Source organism: Saliniramus fredricksonii (assembly GCF_900094735.1).
Taxonomy (GTDB): Bacteria; Pseudomonadota; Alphaproteobacteria; order Rhizobiales; family Beijerinckiaceae; genus Saliniramus; species Saliniramus fredricksonii.
The window spans coordinates 1-21,978 of record NZ_FMBM01000001.1 but is presented as its reverse complement, the minus strand read 5'-3'; the positions used below and the strand labels follow the sequence as shown (position 1 = coordinate 21,978).

16 protein-coding genes and 5 pseudogenes are annotated in these 21,978 nt (G+C 59.7%); 16 read left to right on the top strand and 5 right to left on the bottom strand.

Annotated elements, in window-relative coordinates; genetic code table 11:
* Window positions 1-94 precede the first annotated feature (94 nt).
* Window positions 95-730: pseudogene (locus tag GA0071312_RS00110) on the bottom strand (transposase); the annotation flags it as partial.
* Between the two features lie 661 nt (window positions 731-1,391).
* On the opposite strand from GA0071312_RS00110, the gene ectB reads away from it, so the two are divergent.
* The 14 genes from ectB to GA0071312_RS19820 are packed head-to-tail and all read left to right on the top strand — an operon-like array spanning window position 1,392 to window position 16,092.
* Window positions 1,392-2,696: a diaminobutyrate--2-oxoglutarate transaminase gene (gene ectB / locus GA0071312_RS00105; protein WP_074443122.1), complete on the top strand. Its 1,305-nt coding sequence runs from the start codon at window positions 1,392-1,394 to the stop codon at window positions 2,694-2,696.
* Window positions 2,693-4,096 carry a SidA/IucD/PvdA family monooxygenase gene (locus GA0071312_RS00100; protein ID WP_131817659.1) on the top strand — a complete coding sequence of 468 codons (1,404 nt, stop codon included), beginning with the start codon at window positions 2,693-2,695 and terminating at the stop codon, window positions 4,094-4,096. The genes ectB and GA0071312_RS00100 overlap by 4 nt, the downstream gene beginning before the upstream one ends.
* Before the next feature lie 28 nt (window positions 4,097-4,124).
* Window positions 4,125-5,429 carry an NAD(P)/FAD-dependent oxidoreductase gene (locus GA0071312_RS00095; RefSeq protein WP_074443120.1) on the top strand — a complete coding sequence of 435 codons (1,305 nt, stop codon included), beginning with the start codon at window positions 4,125-4,127 and terminating at the stop codon, window positions 5,427-5,429.
* Between the two features lie 4 nt (window positions 5,430-5,433).
* Entirely contained in the window at window positions 5,434-6,447 is a 1,014-nt protein-coding gene (locus GA0071312_RS00090) for an alpha/beta fold hydrolase (protein WP_074443119.1), read from the top strand.
* Window positions 6,444-8,471 carry an alpha/beta fold hydrolase gene (locus tag GA0071312_RS00085; RefSeq protein ID WP_074443118.1) on the top strand — a complete coding sequence of 676 codons (2,028 nt, stop codon included), beginning with the start codon at window positions 6,444-6,446 and terminating at the stop codon, window positions 8,469-8,471. The genes GA0071312_RS00090 and GA0071312_RS00085 overlap by 4 nt, the downstream gene beginning before the upstream one ends.
* Entirely contained in the window at window positions 8,468-9,898 is a 1,431-nt protein-coding gene (locus GA0071312_RS00080; protein WP_074443117.1) for a methionine--tRNA ligase, read from the top strand. The genes GA0071312_RS00085 and GA0071312_RS00080 overlap by 4 nt, the downstream gene beginning before the upstream one ends.
* Entirely contained in the window at window positions 9,895-10,377 is a 483-nt protein-coding gene (locus tag GA0071312_RS00075) for a hypothetical protein (RefSeq protein ID WP_131817658.1), read from the top strand. The genes GA0071312_RS00080 and GA0071312_RS00075 overlap by 4 nt, the downstream gene beginning before the upstream one ends.
* A 46-nt stretch (window positions 10,378-10,423) precedes the next feature.
* The gene (locus GA0071312_RS00070) at window positions 10,424-10,909 is read left to right on the top strand and encodes a GNAT family N-acetyltransferase (RefSeq protein WP_238947036.1); all 486 of its coding nucleotides are present in this window, start codon (window positions 10,424-10,426) and stop codon (window positions 10,907-10,909) included.
* On the top strand, window positions 10,909-12,561 hold the full coding sequence (locus GA0071312_RS00065) for an amino acid adenylation domain-containing protein (RefSeq protein WP_074443115.1): 1,653 nt from the start codon (window positions 10,909-10,911) through the stop codon (window positions 12,559-12,561). Before GA0071312_RS00070 ends, GA0071312_RS00065 begins: the two co-directional genes overlap by 1 nt.
* Window positions 12,554-12,814 carry a hypothetical protein gene (locus tag GA0071312_RS00060; protein ID WP_131817657.1) on the top strand — a complete coding sequence of 87 codons (261 nt, stop codon included), beginning with the start codon at window positions 12,554-12,556 and terminating at the stop codon, window positions 12,812-12,814. The genes GA0071312_RS00065 and GA0071312_RS00060 overlap by 8 nt, the downstream gene beginning before the upstream one ends.
* A 4-nt stretch (window positions 12,815-12,818) precedes the next feature.
* Window positions 12,819-13,202, top strand: a complete 384-nt coding sequence (locus GA0071312_RS00055) for a cupin domain-containing protein (protein WP_074443113.1) — start codon at window positions 12,819-12,821, stop codon at window positions 13,200-13,202.
* 22 nt (window positions 13,203-13,224) lie between these two features.
* A complete protein-coding gene (locus GA0071312_RS00050; protein WP_074443112.1) occupies window positions 13,225-14,277 on the top strand; it encodes an NAD(P)/FAD-dependent oxidoreductase in 1,053 nt (350 codons plus the stop codon).
* Window positions 14,278-14,330: 53 nt separating this feature from the next.
* Window positions 14,331-15,185: a type 1 periplasmic-binding domain-containing protein gene (locus GA0071312_RS19290; protein ID WP_165603922.1), complete on the top strand. Its 855-nt coding sequence runs from the start codon at window positions 14,331-14,333 to the stop codon at window positions 15,183-15,185.
* Window positions 15,178-16,092 carry an alpha/beta hydrolase fold domain-containing protein gene (locus GA0071312_RS19820; protein ID WP_165603921.1) on the top strand — a complete coding sequence of 305 codons (915 nt, stop codon included), beginning with the start codon at window positions 15,178-15,180 and terminating at the stop codon, window positions 16,090-16,092. Before GA0071312_RS19290 ends, GA0071312_RS19820 begins: the two co-directional genes overlap by 8 nt.
* A 22-nt stretch (window positions 16,093-16,114) precedes the next feature.
* Here the strand turns inward: GA0071312_RS19820 and ftrA are convergent, their stop codons facing one another.
* Window positions 16,115-17,167 carry a transcriptional regulator FtrA gene (gene ftrA / locus GA0071312_RS00035; RefSeq protein WP_074443109.1) on the bottom strand — a complete coding sequence of 351 codons (1,053 nt, stop codon included), beginning with the start codon at window positions 17,165-17,167 and terminating at the stop codon, window positions 16,115-16,117.
* A gap of 161 nt (window positions 17,168-17,328) precedes the next feature.
* Between ftrA and GA0071312_RS00030 the strand changes: the two genes are divergently transcribed.
* Window positions 17,329-17,748: a rhodanese-like domain-containing protein gene (locus GA0071312_RS00030; protein WP_074443108.1), complete on the top strand. Its 420-nt coding sequence runs from the start codon at window positions 17,329-17,331 to the stop codon at window positions 17,746-17,748.
* Between the two features lie 192 nt (window positions 17,749-17,940).
* On the opposite strand, the pseudogene GA0071312_RS00025 reads toward GA0071312_RS00030, so the two are convergent.
* The 3 pseudogenes from GA0071312_RS00025 to GA0071312_RS00015 all read right to left on the bottom strand — a co-directional run.
* Window positions 17,941-18,408 (bottom strand): annotated as a pseudogene (locus GA0071312_RS00025) (transposase); the annotation flags it as partial.
* A 270-nt stretch (window positions 18,409-18,678) separates the two neighbouring features.
* A pseudogene (locus tag GA0071312_RS00020) lies at window positions 18,679-19,705 on the bottom strand (IS110 family RNA-guided transposase).
* Between the two features lie 85 nt (window positions 19,706-19,790).
* Window positions 19,791-20,591, bottom strand: a pseudogene (locus tag GA0071312_RS00015) (IS256 family transposase); the annotation flags it as partial.
* Window positions 20,592-20,832: 241 nt separating this feature from the next.
* Between GA0071312_RS00015 and GA0071312_RS19050 the strand changes: the two are divergent.
* A pseudogene (locus tag GA0071312_RS19050) lies at window positions 20,833-21,978 on the top strand (IS256 family transposase); the annotation flags it as partial.

The window sequence follows — 21,978 nt, the reverse complement described above, 5'->3', positions numbered from 1 at the left end:
TCTCACCCATGGATGCCTCCTCCTTCTGTGATGACTTCAGCATCACCATTTTGGCACATTGCGATGCCGTCGGGTGGGGGCATCCACTCCATCAATAGTGACTGTCACCCCTGATCAGGATCCGGGTATGGGGCCAGTGCCGGCGGATTGACCGGACGAAACGACCCTCGTCATCGAACACCACGATCGGCTGGAAGCCGTATGCATCGTGATGCGCGTTGAACAGCCGCAATTGCTGCTCCCCGTGAACGGTATCGAAGGTGTCGTCGATATCGAGCACGATCTGCGACGGCACTGTCCGGAACGAGCGGCAATACAGGCCGATCATGGCATGACCCATGGCCAGAAGCATGCGCCGGTCGGGCCGGTTCTCCAGGCGGCAGATTGTTGATTGGGAAGCAAGATCCTCATCACAGGGAAGTCTGCCCCCGGCCATCTTGAAGAGGGGATCGGTCCGCAGGCGGGAGGCGTCATTGGCATCTTCATAGCCGGCGGCGATCATGCCCATCCGGAAGCCGATCATCTCGTCGAGCCTGTGGGAGATCATATCGGGGCGCCGCGGATCATCGATACATGCAGCCAGCGTCGCGGCAACACGCAAGCGCTTGTCCACCTCCGCCAGAGCGATCAGGCCGCTATCCGATGACAGGCTGCCGCCGTCAAACCGGGCGACGATGGCCTTGCCATTCACGGGTGACAAACCCTCCAGCGGCAGCGTAGGATCATTCATGGCGGATGTGGCCTCCGTGAAACTGCAAGATTCGGCGTTAGCACCCAAATCTTACGCTATTTCAACGGCTTGCGCTACATCCGCCCGGCCACCATGAATTTTCTGGGCTAAACGCCCGCAGCCTCATCGCCGAATGGATGACCGAGTACGATGAGGTAAGGTCCCATTCCTTCCTTGGCTACATAATCCCGGCAGCGTTCGCGACCAGTCTCACCGCAACAGGTTCGCGGCTGCGCAATCCCGGACAACTCAGCTGCGGGCGTGTCGCTCACCAAACACCGATTGGCGTATCAGAAATGGCGAAGGATCCAGTTGTTTTATGGATGAATGCTCCGGGGCAGGTCGCCAACCCAACCACCGGGGGGGCAGTGCATACGAAATGGGGCAACGTCCTCTGCCGTCCAGAGTGAACGGGCGTCGCTGCGGGCGGTTCGCGGGCGCTTAATCTCTGTCGGGATAGCGCAGCCGCATCTGCGCAAAAATGAAAAATCGTGAAGGAGCCGATATCCGGATTTTGATTGTACTTTTTGATGCTTGACAACAATTTTTGATTGTTTAACATGGTTTTTGACAGCGCCTTTCAATCCTTAAAATTGTATTTTAGTGGAAATATCGGAATATCGACCCATCTCGGAGCGCGAAACATCGAAAGGTTGGGGCAATGACATACGTACCCTCCAATATATTCGACCTCGAATCAAATGTTAAGAGTTATTGCATTGGATTTCCTGCTGAATTCACTCAAGCTAGCGGCGCAATAATTGAAGATATTGATGGAAAAAAGTACTTTGATTTAGTATCAGGGTGCGGCTCTTTGAATTATGGGCATAATAACAAATATATAAAAGAGAAATTAATTGAATACATTTTGTACGATGGAATAGCTCTGAGTCTTGATATGAATAGTTCAGCCAAGAAAATATTTCTCCAGACGTTAAGAAAAAAAATACTGGAGCGGCGGGGACTCGATTATCGCATTCATTTTACGGGACCAACGGGCACAAACGCGATTGAGGCAGCCATAAAGCTCGCCCGCAAGGTGACTGGGCGGACCAACGTGATTTCGTTTACCAACGGCTTCCACGGGTGCTCACTCGGCGCGCTGTCGCTGACGGGCTCGAGCCACCATCGCCGCTCGTCCGCCCCGCTTCTTACCGGCGTGACGCATATGCCGTATGACGGCTATTTCGGGCCAGAAATTGACACATGTGCAATGATCGAAAACCTGCTTGCCGACCCTTCGAGCGGCATTGACGCACCAGCCGCGATCATTCTGGAGGCTGTTCAGGGTGAGGGGGGGCTCAATGTCGCGTGTCCAGACTGGCTATGTCGGATCGAGGCGCTCGCCCGTCGTCACGGGGCGCTGCTTATCCTTGACGAGATTCAGGCAGGGTGCGGACGTACCGGGAGTTTCTTCGCGTTCGAGGAAAGCGGGATCGTGCCCGACATGGTGGTGCTTGCCAAGGCAATCTCGGGATTTGGATTGCCAATGTCTTTGCTCTTGCTGAGACCGGAGCTGGATATTTGGGAGCCAGGCGAGCATAATGGCACATTTCGCGGTAATTGCCATGCCTTTGTAACCGCCGCTGCGGCAATAGGCCAGTACTGGTCGGACGATAAACTGTCAAATTCGATCAATCATCTGGCCTCGATACTTTATGGGCGCCTGAACGCGATTGCGCAGCGATACCAATTGCGGGTCAAGGGCAAGGGGCTGATGCAGGGCATCGATATGGGTAGCGCCGAGGCCTGCCGGTTGCTTCGCCGACGCTGTTTCGAGGCCGGGCTGTTGCTTGAAGCCTGTGGGCCACATGATGAGGTGCTCAAGTTCATGCCGCCGCTGACGATCGATACCGTCGAACTGACGACCGCCCTCGACATCGTCGAGGAATATTTTCACGAAGATATGACCGGAACCGTCGCCGCCCGGGCTGCTACGACGGACGGTTCAATGTTCGTTCAGTGAGCCTGGATCAGCCCCATCCCGATATCTGGAGACGCGAATTGTCTTTCTCGGATACTGCCGAAGCGGCCTCCTCTTTGATGCATGTTTATGACTGCATCGGGATAGGTTTTGGCCCCTCGAACATTGCACTTGCGATCGCGCTTGAGGAAATCGGCGCCCTGGATAACTGCCTGTTTCTTGAGGCGCGAGACTGCATCGCGTGGCAACCGGGCATGTTGCTCGAAGGCAGCGATATTCAGCATAATCCGCTGCGTGACTTCGTGACCCCACGCAACCCCCGAAGCGCCTACGGCTTTCTTTCGTACCTCGCAGCGAAGGATCGGCTCTTTGAATTTCTGAATCTCGATGCACCGTTTCCGCCGCGGATAGAATATGCCGGTTACGTGGCATGGGTAGCCGAACAGTTTGCGCATGCAGTCCGCCTGAACGCGCGTGTCGATGGCATCGACGTCGTGGAAGACCCACAGCGCGGGCGCCTGCTGATGGTATCCACTCGCTCCGGAAGCTACCTCGCCCGAACGGTAAGTTTCGGGCCAGGGCGCTCGGCCCATATCCCAGAAGTCTTTGCGCCTCACCTTGGGCCGCGCGTCGTGCATCTGACTGATTATCTCTGGAGTATCGAGCGCTGGAAGGATGAGGGGCTAAAGCGTTTCGTTGTCATCGGCGGAAGCCAGAGTGCTGCGGAGATCGTTCTGGACCTTGCAGGTCGGGCGCCTGACTATGAAATTACAAGTATATCGAGGAATTTTGGCTTTAAACTTAAGGACGTAAGTCCTTTTACGGAACGTATATACATGCCAGAATTTGTAGATTACTTCTTTGAAGCGCCTGAAGATATACAGCATGCAATGACACAGGAATTATGGCGCAGCAATTATGGAGCGGCAGATCATGATGTAATTGTAGCGCTCCAGATGCACCTATACGAGCAGAAGGTATCTGGTCATGAGCGGATAAAAATACTCTCCAATCAGACGACAAATTCAGTAAGTTCGCTTCCATTTGGTGATTTGTTTCTTCGTCTTACTGATCGGTGCGACAGATCAACGTGTGACATATATGCCGACGCGGTAATTCTCGCGACTGGATTCCAAAATTTCGGCTCCGGTGAGAAGCGGGAAGCGTACCACCCGCTGCTGAAAGCGCTCGTGCCCGTGATGCGGTTTCGCGCCGATGGCGGCGTTGTCGTAAAGCGTGATTTCAGCCTCGGTTATGCCTCTGATGCTGGCCCAATGCCGCAGATCTTTCTGAATGGCGTTTGTGAAGCAACTCATGGCTTTGGTGACGCCGGCTCCTTCAGCCTGCTTTCAACGCGCTCAGCGCATATTGCTGAAGCCATCCAGCGGGCATGTCGGGAAACTGCGCTTCCGGAAACATGTCACGGAGCCTCGCCTGATTAATATCGATAATGCTTGGAGTGGTTGTTTGATGGCCATGAATATTCAAGAAGAGTATGGACGGTCCGAAGAGGATGACACGCATGACGTCGTCATCGTCGGCGCTGGCATTTCGGGCAGTGCTGCAGCGATATTGCTGGGGCGCCTGGGGCTGAAAATTCTTGTCCTCGAGAAAAAATTGTCTTCTGACGAGTACAAGGCCAATTGTACGACCTTTATTCAGGCAAGTGCCCTTCCTGTTATTCGCGGACTCGGAATTCAGGAGGAGCTTGAGAAGGAGGGCGCAGTTCGCAATAGCGCCTTGTTCTGGACGGAGTTTGGCTGGATCGTCGACCGATTGCAGCGGGACAAGGCTTATGGCCATGGCTATTCGGTGCAGCGGAAAAAACTGGACCCGTTACTGCGGCGAAAGGCTGTAGAGGTCGGGAATGTGACGATCAGGCTCGGAGCTACGCTGGATTCTCTTGTAGAGAGCGAAGACGGGAACATCGTCGGCATCGGTTATCTCGGCGCTGACGGGATTCGCAGGGAATCCCATGCCCAACTTGTGATACTTGCAGATGGGCGAAATTCCCGGGGCGCTGACCTCGCGAGCGTTCCGACGGTTCGTCGGGAAAACAACCGCTTCGTCTATTTTGCCTATTATAAGAACATGCCGCTGAAGACGGGAAAGACAGCGCAATTCTGGCAGCGTGATCGCGATATGGGTTTCGCCTACCCGTTTGATGACGACCTGACAATGCTGTGCTGCTTCGTAACGCATGATCAGTACGAAAATTGGCGGGGGGACAAGTTTGCTGCGCTGGAATCATTTTTCGATGATCTGCCGTGCGCCCCCGACAAGTCGCAGGCCTTGCGTGCATCCCGTATGCTCGGTATGCGCCGGCTTGATGATTACAAGCGCCCGGCTGTTCACCAAAATCTTGCCTTGATTGGCGACGCCTGCATGTCATGCGATCCGATGTCGGGGGTGGGCTGCGGTTTCGCTCTTCAATCCGCGCAATGGCTGACTGAATGCGTCGGTGATGCGCTCGTACGTCGCGACGATCTGCGGCCCAGCCTCTCGGCCTATCGGCGCAAGCATCGCAAGATGTTGGCCGGCCACGAGTTCTTTATCAAGGATAATGCGACCGGTCGCCCGATGAGTTTTCTCGAGAAGCTGATCTCCCGCGCTGCGGTTGCCGATGCAAAGGTTGCGCACCGCCTGCACCTGTTCATCGGTCGCGTCATTTCCTGGAAGGCATTCCTAACCCCTCCAATGCTCTTGCGCATCCTGACATCGAACGTGACCTATGCACGCCGCAAGGATGAGTTGCGCGCCCATGAGCCGATCTGAGCCAATGAAGGTTTTTCTCGTCTGTGTTGGTTTGCTCGTGGCGGCTTATGCTGCCGGGTACAGGGCGGATCTGGATCCTCAAGATATCGAGCGGCAATTCTCGATGCCACATTCGCTATTTACCGATGTCGAAGGCACACGCGTGCACTTCACTGATGAGGGTGATGGCCCCGTCATCCTCCTGATCCATGGATCGGGTGCAGAAATCGGCGTGTGGCAGCCGCTTTCAGCGGTGCTTTCGATGAACGGCTATCGTGTGATCTCCACCGATCTTCCTGGAAGCGGTCTGTCGGGTTTCGATCCCCGGGGGCGATATGACGCCGATTCCGGAATGGCGTTTGTATTAGCCTTTCTCCGCGAACTGGGCATTGAGCGGGCTACCGTCCTCGGGCATTCCACGGGTGGCCAGATTGCCTGGCGTGCGGCACTCGCGCCCGAAAGCCCGGTCGAGCGCCTGATACTGGTCGCATCAACGGGCTACCCTCATCCGAGTCCCATGACATGGACACTGGCTCGGGTTCCCTTGCTGGGCGAGATTATGCGGCACATCACACCCCGTTTCCTGGTGCGCATGAATCTGCGTGACACCTTTTATGACGATGACCGCGTCACCGATGAGCTGGTTGATCGCTACTACGCCATGATCCGGCGGGCGGGTGCACGTGATGCCCTGCTTGCTCGCATGCGCGCAGTCAGCTTCGACTCACACGAATACATCCGCTGCATCCGGCAGCCAGCTCTCGTGCTGTGGGGCGCGGGCGACATCTGGCTCCCGGTCGAAATCGGTGAATGGTTCGCTGGTGAGATTTCCGCCGCCCATCTGGTGACCTTCCCGGAAACCGGGCACAATGTACCGGAAGAGGCTGACCCCGATCTGCTGGCGGCGACTATTGCCGACTGGATGAGCGAAGCGGTCGACGGTGCAACCATGGAGCGACGCCCGGGATGTGACGCAGCACATGCGCCCGAAGCCGGAGATCCGGCCTCCAGGGTTGATACAGGCGAGATCCCGGCATGAGCGGAATTCTTGTCACGGGCGCCTCGGGATTCATCGGCTCTGCCTTTCTGGCACGGTTCATGTGTACGAATCCTGATGTCGGCGTTTTTGTGCTGATGCGCGAACAGCCTCGCGGGCCCGATACCCGTTTCAGGCTCACGCGTGGCCTCGCGCGCGCCCTGCATGCCGGGCGCGATAAATCCGTGTTGCCGCAGGCGCTCGCGGATCGGGTGGACATCATGATCGGTGATGTGTCTGCACCGTGTTGTGGCCTTTCGCCGGTCGATATCGCGCGCCTCGAAAGATACGGCGTGGAGCAGATCTGGCATATTGCAGCTGATCTGAGGGTCGACGCGTCCGACGCGGTGCGCGATCAGAATCCGCGTGCTGCTGAGGAGGTCATGCAGCTCGCGAACCGTATCGGATGTCGGGACGTCGTCATGGTTTCGACTGCTTACGTCTTCGGGCGCTGCAGCGGAATAATCGACGCCGATGCGCCACCTCCGGTCGGGATCGAACCAAATAATCTTTACGAAGACAGCAAGTTGAAGGCCGAATATGCCGCTTGCAAGGCGGCGTCGCGCGACGATATTCGTCTTACCTTGCTACGCCCCACCGTGGTCGTCGGCAATTCGGTGACCAAATCATCGGGAGGATCGGCGAGCGGCCTCTATGGTTTGGTGAGGGCGCTCAACGAAGAGGTTCGCCGTCGCGAACTCGGTCCGGACTCAGTCCTATATCTGCATTGTGGCGACGGGCAGTTGAACCTCGTAACGATTGACGAAGTGGTGAGGGCCATGATGGCGTTGACCGGGGCGGGCAAGCCGGCTGCGCCTCTGACGGTCCGGGCCTTGACCGGCACCGATATCGCGGTGGGAAAGATCCTTCTTGCCATCGCTGATCGTCTGGACATAACGATCAAGCGGGTCGACCATGCGGAAGCTGTTCTGCCTGAGGACCGGCTGATCAATCGCCGGTTAGGATTCTTCCGGCCCTATGCCGAGCGCGCAACCGGAAAGTCTTTCGAGCGCCTGGAACTCGATGACGCGACCCGCTTATACGATATCGATCTGCTGAACTTTGTGGAGGCGGGACTGCGCGAAGTGCGTCATGGCTGCCTGACCGACCTGATGCAGCTGCAACACCTGCCGCGTAAGGCGGCATCGCCGCTCGTCGCCTATGACAGCCATCCCGGTGAAATCGGGCGTGCGACCACGGTGATCGTGAATGCCTACGGGATGCCGCTCGATGTGATGCATCCCCTGATAAATAGCCTGCTCGCCGATGGGCGCCGTGTCGTATCGTGGGATTGCCGGGGCTTGCCGGATACCGGCTTCGACGTCAGCTCTGGCGATCTGTCCATCGAGGGTCATCTTGCCGACTGGGTACTCATTCGCGCATGCCTGACACAAGGGCCCGTGGACCTCATAGGCTGGTCAACCGGTGCGGTCGTGGCGAGCCGCATAGCCGCGAGCGAACCCGAAGCGGTACGCAACCTCGTACTCATGCATGGCAGCTTCATGCACAAGGGGGCGGAACTGACCGCATTCCAGAAGAACCTCAAATCCGTCATGCCGAAAGTCGCGCTCAGCCGATCGGTCGCGGGACTGCTCCACAAGTCGGTTTTCAGTGAAAACAAGGGGAGCCTTCTGAAGCTGGTCACCCGCGACATCGTGCGCAAGTCAGAGGAGGCGATGAGCGTCACGAAGCCGGCACAGCAGCACCTCGTGCAGATGCTGACGCATGATCCCGAGGCGGTGTTTCGTTATGCGCGCCTGATACGCGCATTCATATCAGAAAACCCGCTAGTCTGGATGTCGTCCATAACCTGTCCAACCCTTGTCCTAACCAGCCCGAATGATCAAACCGCGCATCCGAAAGGCAGCTACGACGTTGCCGAGCAAATACCCGGCGCACGCATGCTGGTTGCCGAGGCCGGCGACCACTTTTCGTTCTACCGGGACTCCGGCGTACGGGCTGCCGTCCTCGGCGCTCTCGGCGCCGTTCGGCCCGTAGATGCCAGTGAGGATATTGCCCAACCATGACCCGATACATTGTCACATGCACACCGCCGACCCCGAATGGCGATCTTCATCTTGGGCATCTCTCGGGCCCGTTCCTTGCCGCCGAGATCTGCCAGCGCGTGCTGCGTCAGGCCGGGCATGACGTGCTCTTCGTCTCTTATGCAGATGACTACCAGAGTTACGTCCTTCGCAAGGCAACAGAGCTGGAGCGCGACCCTGTGCCGTTCAGCGAACTCGTCCGGCGTACGATGATGCTATCCCTCGAATCGGTCGACATTCGCTTCGACCATTTCCTGAGAGCATTCGACAGCCCGGCATTCCAGCGCGCTGCCCGCCACTATCTCGATATCGTATCCCCGGATATCGAACGCCGGAAGACACCCGTCCATATCTGCTCGACGACAGGATTCTACGGATACGAGGCTTTCGGGCGCGGATGCTGCAATTGGTGCGGGGCGTCATCGGATGCGAGCCAATGCGAGGCATGTGCCCGGAAGCCTGTTCCGGAGAAAATGTCGGACATGCGTTCGATATTCACGGGTAAACCGATGGAATTGGCGGAGGTCGAGACGTATGTCTGGCATCTGGGTCGGCATTATAACAAGGTTGCTCAGGCGCATGCCCACCAACCGATTCGTTCATGCCTGCGCGAATTCCTCGCGGATGTGCTTGCTGATGAGGCCGATACCTGGAGCATCACGCGACCCGGCGACGCTGGCTTGCAGCTCGACAGTCTCGACGAACAGCCCTTGCATACCTGGTTCATGGGCTTGTCAGGGTACCGCGCAACGGTAGACGCATTTCTGGAAGAAAACCCGGAGCGCGGCACTTTCAAGGAATGGTGGGCGCCGGACACACGCATGGTGCATTTTCTTGGTTATGACTGCTCCTTCAGTCATGCCGTCGCCTATTGCGTGCAGCAGGTCTGCGACCCCTCCGGACCACCGGTAGGACTGTTCCTCACCAACCGGTTCCTGAAGCTGGATGGCGATGATTTCTCGACCAGCCGCGGCAACGCTATCTGGATCCGGGATATCGCCGGTCTCTATCCAAGCGACGCGATCCGCCTGTATGCGGCGTGGTTTGCTCCCGAAACCGGGGTCCGGAACTTCGAAATGTCGGAATTCAGGAAATGGGTAGAAGGCGTATACCGCCCTCTTGCCCAGAGCGTGCGGGATGTCGCGCGGACTGGAATTCCCAGTAAGCCGCGCGGGAGCGATACCGGCGATTACTGGAGGAACAGTTCGAGTATCGCGGCCTGGGACCGCCATGCCGACCTTGACAATTTCTCGATCGCGGGCATGGCCGCAGCGATCATCGGCCTGGCTGACGAGATCGCTGCTGCACCGAGGGCCGAGCGCCTCGCAGGATGGCGCGAGTTCACCCGTATCTCCGCTGCCATTTGCCCGAACCTCGCCATGACATTAAATGGAGAACCGAGTGCATGAATCCTCTCTACTACGAAGCACGTACTGTAGATTTCCATGGCGTGATGGAAGTATCCGACCACCGTTTGAAAATCTACTCACTTCGAGCACCACAATTCGCAGACGATCCCTTGCCGCCTGCGCAAAACATTGAACGTATGCTGGAGGCGGGAATTCTGGAGCTGGCGCTGGAGGCCGATCACAAGGTGGGTTTTGCGATCCTTCACTGGGCCGGCGATGGTCTCTATGTGCTTGTGAATACATGGTATGATGCGAATATGCTGCGCCTCAGCGCTTTTCGCGTTGATGATCTGAGCGTGCCCGAGCCGCAGCTTGAGTCGCTCGCCCATCTTCACGTGATTGCCTGTGTATGGGAGCTTGAAATCTACAAATTCGAGCGCGATGCTTGGGTGCGCGAGGTCCTGGAACAGTGCCCGCCTGCCCTGACCAACGATGTCCTCGCCGGATATTTTGAAGCCGGAATGCGCGGAACGGCCTGACGACCAGGGAGTCGCAGCGCCGGTCGGAAACAGATGCCGGGATAAGATGATGGATGCACAGTGCCTTATACGCAGGGCCGATCCGGGTGACCTGGATACTTTATACGACCTTTTCGAAGAGCACGCGGCTTATGAGGGGCTACCCTTCAGTGGGCATGGGCGCCGGGATTCACTCGCGGCGATGATGTTCGAGGAGCCGGCGCGTATCTTCGGCTGGGTCGCGGTCGTAGACCACAAGATTTCGGGCTACATGACCGCGACGATTGACTGCTCGACCTGGAATGCATCGCCATTCATCTACATGGATTGCCTGTATCTGCGCGAGCGATATCGTGGGCTCGGCCTGGGGCGGATTCTGGTCCAGGAACTCGCTGCGTTCGCGCGAGGGCGCGGCTGCGCGCAGATCCAGTGGCATACGCCGCCCGACAACGCGCTTGGTATTGGCTTCTATCGCCGGATCGGCGCGTCACAGCTCCCCAAAGTGCGCTTTTTTCTCGATGTTCCCGGCGACGAAGTCGGGGGAGGTAACTGATGTCCGGTTCAGAGCGAATGCGCCGGGAGGCAGCGCCGGCATGGTCAATCGGGCGCGAGGCCGGGCGGCGTGCGGATGCGGCTGAACTAGGACAGCTTTTTGCCTGCGGTGCCGCGCTGCATCCCGAGCGGATCGCAGTCGATGACGGGCGGACACGCTACACATTCCGGGAACTCGAGCAGATCTCGCAACGCCTTGCTGCAGCGCTGGAGGCCCGGGGAGTCGTCTGCGGAGACCGAGTTGCCATTCTCGCTGACAAGGTCGCGCTCATGCCGGCGATTGCCGTGGCCATCTGGATCTGCGGTGCGGTATATGTTCCCCTCGATTCGGAAGCTCCTCCGGCACGTATCGAGCGCATGCTTAGCCGACTCAGGCCGCGCCTTGTCCTCTCATGCCGTGATGTTGCGCCGCCGGAGGGTCATGCTGGCCTGAGCTGGGCGATGCTCAAGGAGATAGCTTCGGACCCGCACGCGGTCCGGCGTACAGAGCCTGTCGGCATGACGACGGATGCAAGCGCATACATCGTCTTCACCTCGGGCTCCACCGGAGAGCCCAAGGGAGTCGAGATCACAGTCGGCAGCCTCCTCGCCTATTTTAAGGCTCACAATGAAGTGTTGCGCTTCGGCCCCCAATCGCGTGTCATTAGCTTCACGCCGTTCCATTTCGACGTCTCGATAGAGGACACGCTGCTTCCTCTCTCGCTCGGTGCTTTCGTCTACCAGTATCGCGGGATCGTGGTCGGTCCACTCATTCGGAACGTCCTGACGCGCGAACGCATTACCCACATGATCGCGGTTTCAACCGTGCTCACGCTCATCTCCAACCCCGCTTCGTCGATAAACCGGGATGCTCTTCCCGAGCTCGGCATGGTCATGACCGGCGCAGAAGTCTGTGATCCGAAAATCATCAACCTCTGGAAGAGCCGATTGCCGGGGTGCCGGGTCATCAATGCCTACGGACCAACGGAGACGACCATTGTCTGCCTCTGCCACACGATCAATGAGCCCGATGAGGACCGAAGCAGTTCCTATCCGATCGGAAAACCGCTTGAGGGGGTCGAGGCGACCATCCTTGCCGAGGACGGAAGTGAAGTTGCTGATGGCGTACAGGGCGAATTGTGCATCGGCGGCATTCAGGTGATGCGTGGCTATTTCGATCAGCCCGTCGAAAACGACAAGGTTCTCTTCGAACGCAATGGTTTACGCTTCTACCGGACCGGCGATATCTGTTTTCGTGAGCGCGACGGAGCGTTGGTCTTTGTCGGTCGACGCGATGACGAAGTAAAGATTGCCGGCAAGCGGGTGCATCTCGGCGAGGTCCGGCAGACCGTGATGTCTCTGCCGAGCGTTGATCGCGTTGCGATCGGTCTGGTTGAACGTGGCGATCGACCCGAAATCGCGATTATCATCGTATCCGAAAGCGCTACCATCATCGACCACGCGCGATGCCATCTCAGCCGTGAGCTTCCCGGCTACATGCGCCCAGCGATTTGGGTCCACGCAGACAAGGTTGCCCTGAGCGCGACGGGCAAGACGGACGAAAAGCTGCTCCTCTCCAAAGTCGCCGCCGCTGCCGCCGAAAGCAGCGAATACAGCTTCACGATCACAGGCGATGGCGAGGTCGTGCCGATTGCGGAGGTTCAACATGTCTGACGCTGCGAGTCTCGACACGATTCGTGGATTGATCGCCGAGCGCCGCCCCGATCTGGCGGATAAAGTGACGAGTCTGGCGCGCGAAGTCGGCCTTGACGACATCGGCCTGGACTCTCTTGCCGTCGTCGATCTGCTGTTCGAACTCGCAGCACGATACGATGCGGATCTCGAAACCGCACTGGAGGGTCTTGATCCGCCACGCACGCTCGGCGATCTCGCCGCCATTGCCAGGTCATTAGAAAAGGGAGTTTGACGTCATGGAATACGTGAAAAAATTTGAGACATCGAAGCTGAAGTATGAATACGGCCTCGATGGAATCCGGACGTTTCCCTGGGAAGGTATCGTCCCACCATTTGGGGGCGGATACTGTATCGTCCGGCCGGGGACTTCGACGCTCAATCATGTCAATATTCCCGACGATGAAGACGAGATGTTCATTGCCGTGCAGGGGGACGCCGTGGTCGTCATCGACGGCATCGACCATCCAGTGGCTCAGGGCGATATCGTCATGATTCCGCGAGGTCTCAGCCATTTTGTGCGTAATGACGGCCCGAATGCTTTCCATTTATACACGATCTGGTGGAGTCACGTGGATGTTGACGCCTACCGGAGACAGGAAGAGCAAACTGCGGCAGGTTGAATGTCGGGGGGGCGGGGCGTCGATGGAAGACATCGTCATCATAGGCGGCGGGCTGGCCGGCTCTTCTCTGGGCTGGTCATTGGCAGAACGTGGTCATAGGCCACTCATCCTCGAAAGCACGACAATCGGCGGCGGCGGGGCCACGGCGCATTCGCGCGGAATGGTGCGCCTCTACGATGACGAGCCACGCCTCGTCGCGCTGAATCGCGATGGCATCGGCCTATGGGCTGACGTCGAAGTCTCACGCCCGGGCATATTCCGCAGGCCGGGAATGATCTATGCGCCCGCTCCGTCCAACCGTTCTAGGATCGAAGAGTTTGCCCGGATGGAAAGTCGGGCGGCCTACCCCGCCGAGACCATTGACGGCCCGACGATATCCGGCCTCTGTGGCCTGCTGGGCGATCATTTTCGGCGATCTGCCCGCAGCGTCTTGTGGGAGCCGCTTGCCGGTTATGTAGATCCGCGTGCCGGCGCTCGGTTCTTCGCTGATGAGGCGGTCCGGCTCGGGGCATCGCTTGTCGAAGGTTGTACAGTCGTCGACCTGTATCCCGCTTGTGATCACGTTGTGCTGACGACCGGTGCCGGGCGCATCACTGCACGCCGGGTGATCCTCGCATCGGGGGCTGACACGCTGCGGCTGCAACAGCCGGAGGGACTCTTCGCGCGTTCCATCAATTTGACGTCCTTCATCGACGATATTGCGGGCGCGCCGGAAATCTGCCTCATCGACGAGGTATCGAAGGGGTATATCCGCCCTGGCTGCAGGCGCAGTTATTTCGTCGGTGGAGCCATTCAGAAGGATGCGACTGTTCCGGAGGAGCTCAAGGTAGACAACGCGGCAGCAGATGCTCAAAATCTTGCTCTTTCCCGACGTATTCTTCGGACGCGGTCCAATAGCGCGATCGCTTCGCATCCCGGATACGACGCCTATACGTCCGATTTCCTGCCGCTCATCCGATTGCCTCCTGAAGAGGGCGGAGCAGGATTGTTTACTGGCTTTTCCGGGCGGGGAGCAAAGTACATCCCGGCCATGGCCCGCCGCTTCGCCGCAAGCCTTTCGGGGGGTGTCGGATGACGCGGACGATTGCCTGCGTCGCCTGCCTTGATCCCGGTCGGAGCGTGCATACATTGACATTCATCGCCGCAGTGGACATTGTCGGCGACCTCCTTTCCAATACCGGCGTAAAAATTGTCTTGTACGATGATGGTGCGGACCCCGTCGCTGGCCGTGCCATTGCGGACGTTATTGTCGCATCAGGGACGGACTGCGTCGTCGGGCATTTCGCATCGGCTGCAGCTGCGGCGGCGGCACCCGTTTACGAAGCGGCCGGTATCCCCATGTTGCTTCCTGCCGCGACGATGTCTGCATTGACGCGGTATCGCTGCACATACCGCATCTGTGACAACGATGATGACTATGCGCGCTGGTTGGCACGGACGATGGCCGAGCGCGGACTGGTGCCCGTCCGATATGCTTCGGATGGGTCGGCGCATGGTGATAGTGTCATCGGAGCGTTGCGGGCGGTCGACGCGATGCCCGGATGCTCGGGCAAGCCGGCGATTGTTTTCGCAGGGCGTTATGCCGAGACGATCGAATTTGCCAAGGCATTGGCCGGTGCATGCGCGGGCGCCATGGCCCTCGTGCTTACCGATGACGCGGATGCGCCATCTCTCGAAGATGATCTTGCTCTCGCCGGGCTTTCTATTGAAATCACCCCGGTTTACCTTGCGGCGCTGCGCCCGCGGCCAAGAGGGTCGCGCGCGGAGCAGATACTTCGGGCCTATCGCCAAAGGCACGGTGCTGACCCGGGAACGTATTTCTGGGAAACCGTGGCGGCGATCGAGATGGCTGTGGCAATGCCGCTCGATACAGGTCAATCCATCGAAACCGCGCTTGGGCCGCTCAAGCCGGACGTTGACGGAGAGTGTCGGCCACACAGCTTTTGCCTTCTTCGGGTCGGCGGGGAGGTGGATGATGAGTGAAGTGCGGGTCGCGGGTGGTCTCGACAAGGGCTTTGCCCGGCTGGCGGCAATGCGCAGGCTCTTCGCTGGTCGCAACCCGCGAGAACTCCCTGATTATGGACGCCGCGCTGCCGCTGCATGGGTCGCCCGTAATGCCGCGCCCGTTCCAGCGGGTATTCGGGTAGAGCAGATAAACGCTACATTTCGCGGTCACCGGATTCTTCCGCCCGGTGAGAGCCGGGGGCGTCTGCTCTACATTCATGGGGGCGGGCTTGTCTATTATGATAGCAGCACTTTTCTCCCGTTCCTCGCCGATCTGGCCCTCGTGTCGCGAATGGAGATCCTCGCCCTCGATTATCCCAAGGCGCCGGAGCATTCAGCGAACGATATACTGGCCTCCGTGACATCATCCGCCGAAGTAGCTCTGCGGGAGTTGGGGTGGGCCGGGTCACATGGTGCAATGATGATTGCCGGGGACAGCGTCGGTGCGCTTCTCGCCATGATTCTGGCACACGGGCCGTTGCGTGGTCGTTTCGACGCCATGCACCTGATTTACCCCGTCGCAGACGCGGGCAGGACCTATCCCGAGCAATTCGCATCCGGTCATTTCCTCGACAAGGACACGATGAACTGGTTCGGCGGATTCATCGAGCCGCTATTTGTTCCGCTAGGTGGCTCTCCATGCAAACTGGCCCCGGCCAGCCTCCGCAACCTGCCGCCATGTACAATCCATCTAGCTGAGTGCGACATCCTTCATGACGAGGGCCGCGCTCTGGTTTCGTGTTGTGAGTCAGCCGACATCTTGCAGAGCGTGCTCTTGCACAAGGGATTGCCACACGACTTCTGTCTCTATTTTGGGGCTGTTCCCGCAGCCCGGCGCGCCGTCGACGTGATCGCCCGGCATCTCGGGCGTCACGATCCGGGTTAACGAAGGAAACGCCGCGTGGCTTTCAACGCCTAGTGGCGCGCGACACCGGGTTTGTTTCGAAGGGTCCCCTGTTCTCCATGCACGAGAAATGCGCTCTGTACCATGTGGGCGGACGCCCCTTGATGATGCGGAAATGGTGTCGCAGGCTTTCGACGCTGTTGAAGCCACATGCGCCAGCGACATCCTGCAGATCGGCATTTCCGCCTTCCAGCAGGGAGACAGCGTGGGCGACGCGCTCTGCGGCGAGCCAGTTCTGCGGCGTCCGGCCGGTTGCTTCCCTCATCCGTCGCATTAATGTGCGCGTGCTCATGCCTGCCTCGTCGGCCATCCGCGCAACCGGCCACGCTTCGTCGAGCTGGGTGCGAATACGATCGAGCACCGCGTTGAGGCGGTGGCCGCGATTGCGTGCTACGGGGCGGGGGACGAATTGCTTCTGCCCACCCTCCCGATGCGCCGGCAGAACGAGACGACGAGCGACACTGTTTGCGGCTTCGACGCCGAAATCCCGGCGGACGATGTGCAGGCACAGGTCAAGCCCCGCCGCCGAACCCGCCGACGTGAGAACGTCACCTTCGTCGATATACAGCACGTCACCATCAACGTTGATGCCCGGGTAGAGTGTTCTCAATGTATCCAAATAACGCCAATGGGTTGTGACGCAGCGGTTGTCGAGCAACCCGCAGGCAGCGGCGACAAACACACCGGAGCAGATGGTGGCGATCCGGGCGCCGGCGGAATGCGCATGCCGCAAGGCGCTGCACAGGGCATGCGGCACGGGTGCATCAGCGCTTCGCCAGCCGGGAATGACGATCAGGTCTGCTGTCTTGATTTTGTCGGGGTCGTAGGGCGCATCGACCCTGATGCCACCCATTGCCTGTAAAGGCCCCGGTTCGCCGGCGACGACGGCGAAACGGTACCATTTGTCGAATTCGGGACGCGGCAGGCCGAAGACCTCGACGGCGATGCCGAATTCGAAGGTGCACAGGCCGTCATAAGCAAGAATGCAGACGGACGGCGCCGCCCCCCGGCGGCAGGATGGCCCCTGCTTTCCGCCGCGTCGGACAGGTGCGTGCACGTATCTGCGTTCGCCCCCGTAATCCCAGGCCTGTCGTGGAAATTCATGACCCGTATCCCTCGTTTCCTGCGTGGCAGCATCTTGACGTATATTGACGATATCGCCACTTTTTATTGCCTAAAGGCTCGGCGACACTGTGGCTCCAGAACAGGAGGTGTCACATGTCAAACAATGTTACCCGGATTCCAGCCGCATCGTCTCATGATGCCGAGGCTCATTTTTCGAAGCGCCTGTCGCTGGAGACGGATTGCTGGGACGTGCATGATGCGCTGTCGCGCGGCGCGACGGATTTCGTCGTGCTTGATGTACGTGGCCGGAACGCTTACGAAACGGCTCATGTCCCGGGGTCGGTATCGCTGCCGCATGCAGAGATCACGGAAGAGCGTTTGTCGATCTGGCCACCCGAAACTCTCTTCGTCGTCTATTGTGCCGGGCCGCATTGCAACGGCGCGAACAAGGCAGCGGTGCGTCTGGCGCAACTCGGTCGTCCGGTCAAGGAAATGATCGGTGGCGTTACCGGATGGACGGATGAAGGCTTCGATTTTGCGCATGGCAGCGAGCCTGGCGCCGTAGCTGCCTGACGATACTCACTTCATCCCGCGTATTCCCTTGCCGCGCCTTCGACAGGGCGCGGCACGCATGGTCCGGCTGTCCACAATAGAGGCCCGGCATGTCTTCTCGCGCTGAACATCGGTCAACAATTTCTCCACGCACTCAACCGCGCCCCTGCATGTCTTCCAGAGCTATGCGGGATTTTGGGTGATACGGCCTGATCAGGCGGCGCGGTTTTCGGTACCGTTTACGGCGACACCGTTGGTGAATCTGACACCTTCGATGACCATTGGCAACTGCTTCGCGCCCTTCAGGCGGCGCCATGTCTTTGCGGCGGCCTGAACGAGCTTGAAGACCATGAGCTTCGCGGTCTTCTGCGACAATGCTCCCTTGGTCCGCACGGTTCGATGCCTGACGGTGGCGAACACGCTCTCGATCGGATTGCCGGTGCGCAGGTGATCCCAGTGATCGGCGGGGAAACCGTAGAATGCCAGCAAGGCTTCGCGGTCTTTGGTGAGACAGGTCACGGCCTTCTCGTATTTGGCGCCGTATTTCTCGGCGAAGGTGTCGATGGCGGTTTCCGCCGCGGCGCGGGTTTCGGCCTGCCAGATCTCGCGCAGATCGGCCTTCACCGCCGGCTGCATGGATTTCGGGAACTTGTTCAGGACGTTAGCCGTCTTGTGAACCCATGTATGGATGCCCCCGTTCGTGCAAGAGGTTTCTGCTCGGCTCAAGCGCGTGATCGGGTGCGGTCATGTATCAGGCCTTGAGATGCGGCTCTGAACGGACCGCGGGCCAGTATGGAGATACGCGGATCGAGTGCACATCAACAGCGCGAGCTCGAGGCTCTTTGGGTTCAAATGCTTTTCTCGATCCCGATCTGACCGATCGTTTGCCCTTACCTTGCTGTCGACTTCCTCACACGCCCAACGGCCCGGCTGCCTCGGCTGATGTCGTCATCAGACCGCGGCGACCGGACCCCTGAAGTTCTCTCCCCGCGTCGACATCGCCCAGATCCCGCGCGCCATCTTATTGGCCAGCGCGATGGCGACGACCATGCGTGGCTTGCGGGCCAGCATGCGTGCGAGCCAACTGCCTTCCGGCGCGCCCTTCCTGACGGCCCAGCGGACCACCGACATCGCGCCGATGATCAGGAGACGCCGTATGTCGCGCTGCCCCATCTTGGACGTTCGTCCGAGGATCTGCTTCCCACCGGTCGATCGCTGGACAGGGACGAGCCCCGTCCAGGCTGCGAAGTCGCGTCCACGCCTGAACGTCTCCATCGGCGGGCGAAGGTCTGGACCGCCATCGCAGTCAGCGGGCCCACGCCAGGCATGGTCATCAGTCGTGCGGTGTCTTCTTCCCGCGCCGCTTCGCGCTTCAGCACCTTGTCGAGATCCGCGATCCTGCCGGAGAGCAGTTCGATCTGCTCGAGATAGAGGCGCCCCAGCTCGATCACGAGCGTCTCGAGACGCGAGCCGGCTGCCTCCAGCGCGTCCGCCAGCACCTTGACATGAGCCGGCCCCTGCGGCGCTATTGAGGCCGTGCTCGGCGAGGTGGCCCCGCAGTGCGTTGATGAGCTGCGTGCGCTGCTTGACGAGGAGGTCCCGCGTCCGGAAAGCCATCGCCTTCGCCTGCTGCGCCTCGGATTTGACCGCGACGAAGCGCATGGTCGGGCGACCCGCCGCCTCGGCTATCGCCTCTGCGTCGGCCGCGTTCGTTCTTCTGCCGCTTGACGAAACGGCTTGACGTTAGATCGGCGGATCAGGCGGACCTCGTGACCGAGCTCGCGATCGCGCGGCCCCACTCGTGGGCCGTCGCACACGCTTCCATAGCAACGATGCAGCGCGGCTGCTTGGCAAAGAAGCCGAGAACCTGCGAGCGACCCAGCTTCTTGCGGAAGCCGACGCTACCGTCCGCTCGCGCGCCGTGCGCCTGGAAGACCCGCTTTGCGAGGTCAAGGCCGATGATGCTAATGTTGTCCATGGATGCTTCCTCCTCTCGTGAATGACCTGCAGATCACCACGTTGGCACATTGCGATGCCGTTGGGAGGGGGCATCCAATCCATCAACAGCGCTGATGATGCGTTCCCGGGAAGACCTCGTCGAGGGCCTTCCAGAACCCCATGCCGCCATCGCCCACGGCGATCTCGGGCGGCACCTTGAGGCCGCGGGCCTTGATGTCGACCAACAGTTCGCGCCAGCTCTGCGCGCTCTCGCGCATGCCGACCTGGAAGCCGACGAGCTCCTTCTTCCCCTCCGGCGTGGCGCCGAGAATGACCAGTATGCACTCGGCCTGCGGTTCCATGCGGGCCTGCAGATAGACACCGTCGGCCCAGATATAGACATACCGCCGGGCCGAGAGATCACGGCCCTGCCAGCGATCGTATTCCTGCTGCCAATCGCCCGTCAGACGGGAGATGACACCAGGCGACAGGTTCGGTGCATCTACCCCGAGCAACGCTGACAGCGCTTCCTGGAAATCGCCGGTGGAGATCCCGCGCAGATAGAGCACCGGCAGCAGGGCATCGAGGCTTTTCGACCGCCGGGCCCATTTCGGCAGGATGCTTGAGGTGAAGCGGACCTTCTTCTCCGCGGGCATATCGGTGGCCCGGTCGCGGACTTTCGGGCGGCGCACGTCGAGCGGACCGATGCCGGTCTGAATGCTGCGCTGTGGCCCATAACCATGCCGGACGATCCGTTGCCGGCCATCCGGCAAAGCCTCCTCGGCATATTGCTCCACAAAGGTATCGGCTTCGGCCCGAAGTGCCGCCGCAAGCATCCTGCGGGCGCCGTCACGGGCAATTTCTGTCAGAGGATCCGCAACAGATCCGGGCTGGTACAGCGGGGTAATCGTGATATCATCTTTCATAGGCGTATCGTTCCTTTTGGAAGTTCTGGCAGGCTTCAGCACCCGCCACGATACGCCACCTCCTCAAACTGCGTCACCCAGATTCGCGTATAGCTCCGCGCTCACCGTTTCAGGAGTGTTCGATTGTGGATCAACGCGAGGAGTTTGGTCGTGTCGCGAAGGTGGTGGAAATTTGAAGGCGGCGTAATCTCCGGGTGATTCAACCCACCCAACCGGCGGCAACCGCCAGGGAGATCACGCCATGGACCAGACTACAGACACGACCACGCCAGCGCTACTGTGCAGCGACGTCGGCTACGATCCCATCGAGGATCGGCTTCGGCAGAACATCCGCGCTACGATCGAGGCGCTGTTCGAGGAAGAGCTCGCGGCCGTCATCGGGCGCTGCCGCTATGACCGCGGCGGCGGCTTGAAGAAGGGCTATCGGCACGGCCATCGCGACCGCCAGCTCGTCGGCACCTTCGGAACCGAAACGGTCAGCGTGCCGCGCGCGCGGATCGAGAACGAAGAGGGCAAGATCACGGAATGGCGATCACGGGCGCTGCCGCGTTATCAGCGTCTGACGAAGAAGGCCGAGGCCCTGATCGCCTCGGTCTATCTGGCCGGCACGAACACGCGGCGGGTCAAGCGCGCGCTGTTCGGCCTGTTTCAGGGGGCGGTCGGCAAGGATGTCGTCAGCCGGGCCTGGCGCAAGGTGAAGGTCGACTGGGACGCGTGGTGCGCACGCAGCCTCGCCGATGAGGACATCGTCCGTCTGATCCTGGACGGCACCGTCATCAAGACCCGTCTGGACCGCAAGGCCACGAACATCTCGGTGCTGCGGCAATCGGCGTGCGCCGCGACGGGCAGAAGGTGTTGCTCGCCATCAAGAACACGGGCGGCGAAAGCAAGGCGGCATAGGCGGGTTCCTCGGGCGGGTTCCTCGCCGATCTCGATGCGCGTGGCCTGAAGCGACCGGACTTCGTCATTGTCGATGGCGCTCCCGGGCTGGAAGCCGCCCTCATTGCGCTCTGGGGCGAAGAGCTGCCGATCCAGCGGTGCACGGTGCACAAGCACCGCAACCTTCTCGGCCATGCCCCGAAGCGCATGCACGACGAGCTGACCGAGGACTACCGCGACATGATCTACGCCGACACCGCTGCCGAGATCGAAATCCGGCGCAAGGCGTTCCTGCGCAAATGGCGCCTGAAATGCCGTGCGATCACCGACAGCCTCGAGGAAGCCGGGGATAGGCTCTTTGCCTTCACCTGCCTCGATCCGTCCCAGTGGAAGTCGGCACGAACGACAAACGCGATCGAGCGGCTCAACGAGGAATTCCGCCGCCGGATCAAGACGCAGACCGTGCTGCCCTGCGCCGAAACCGTGCCGATGCTGCTCTGGGCACTGC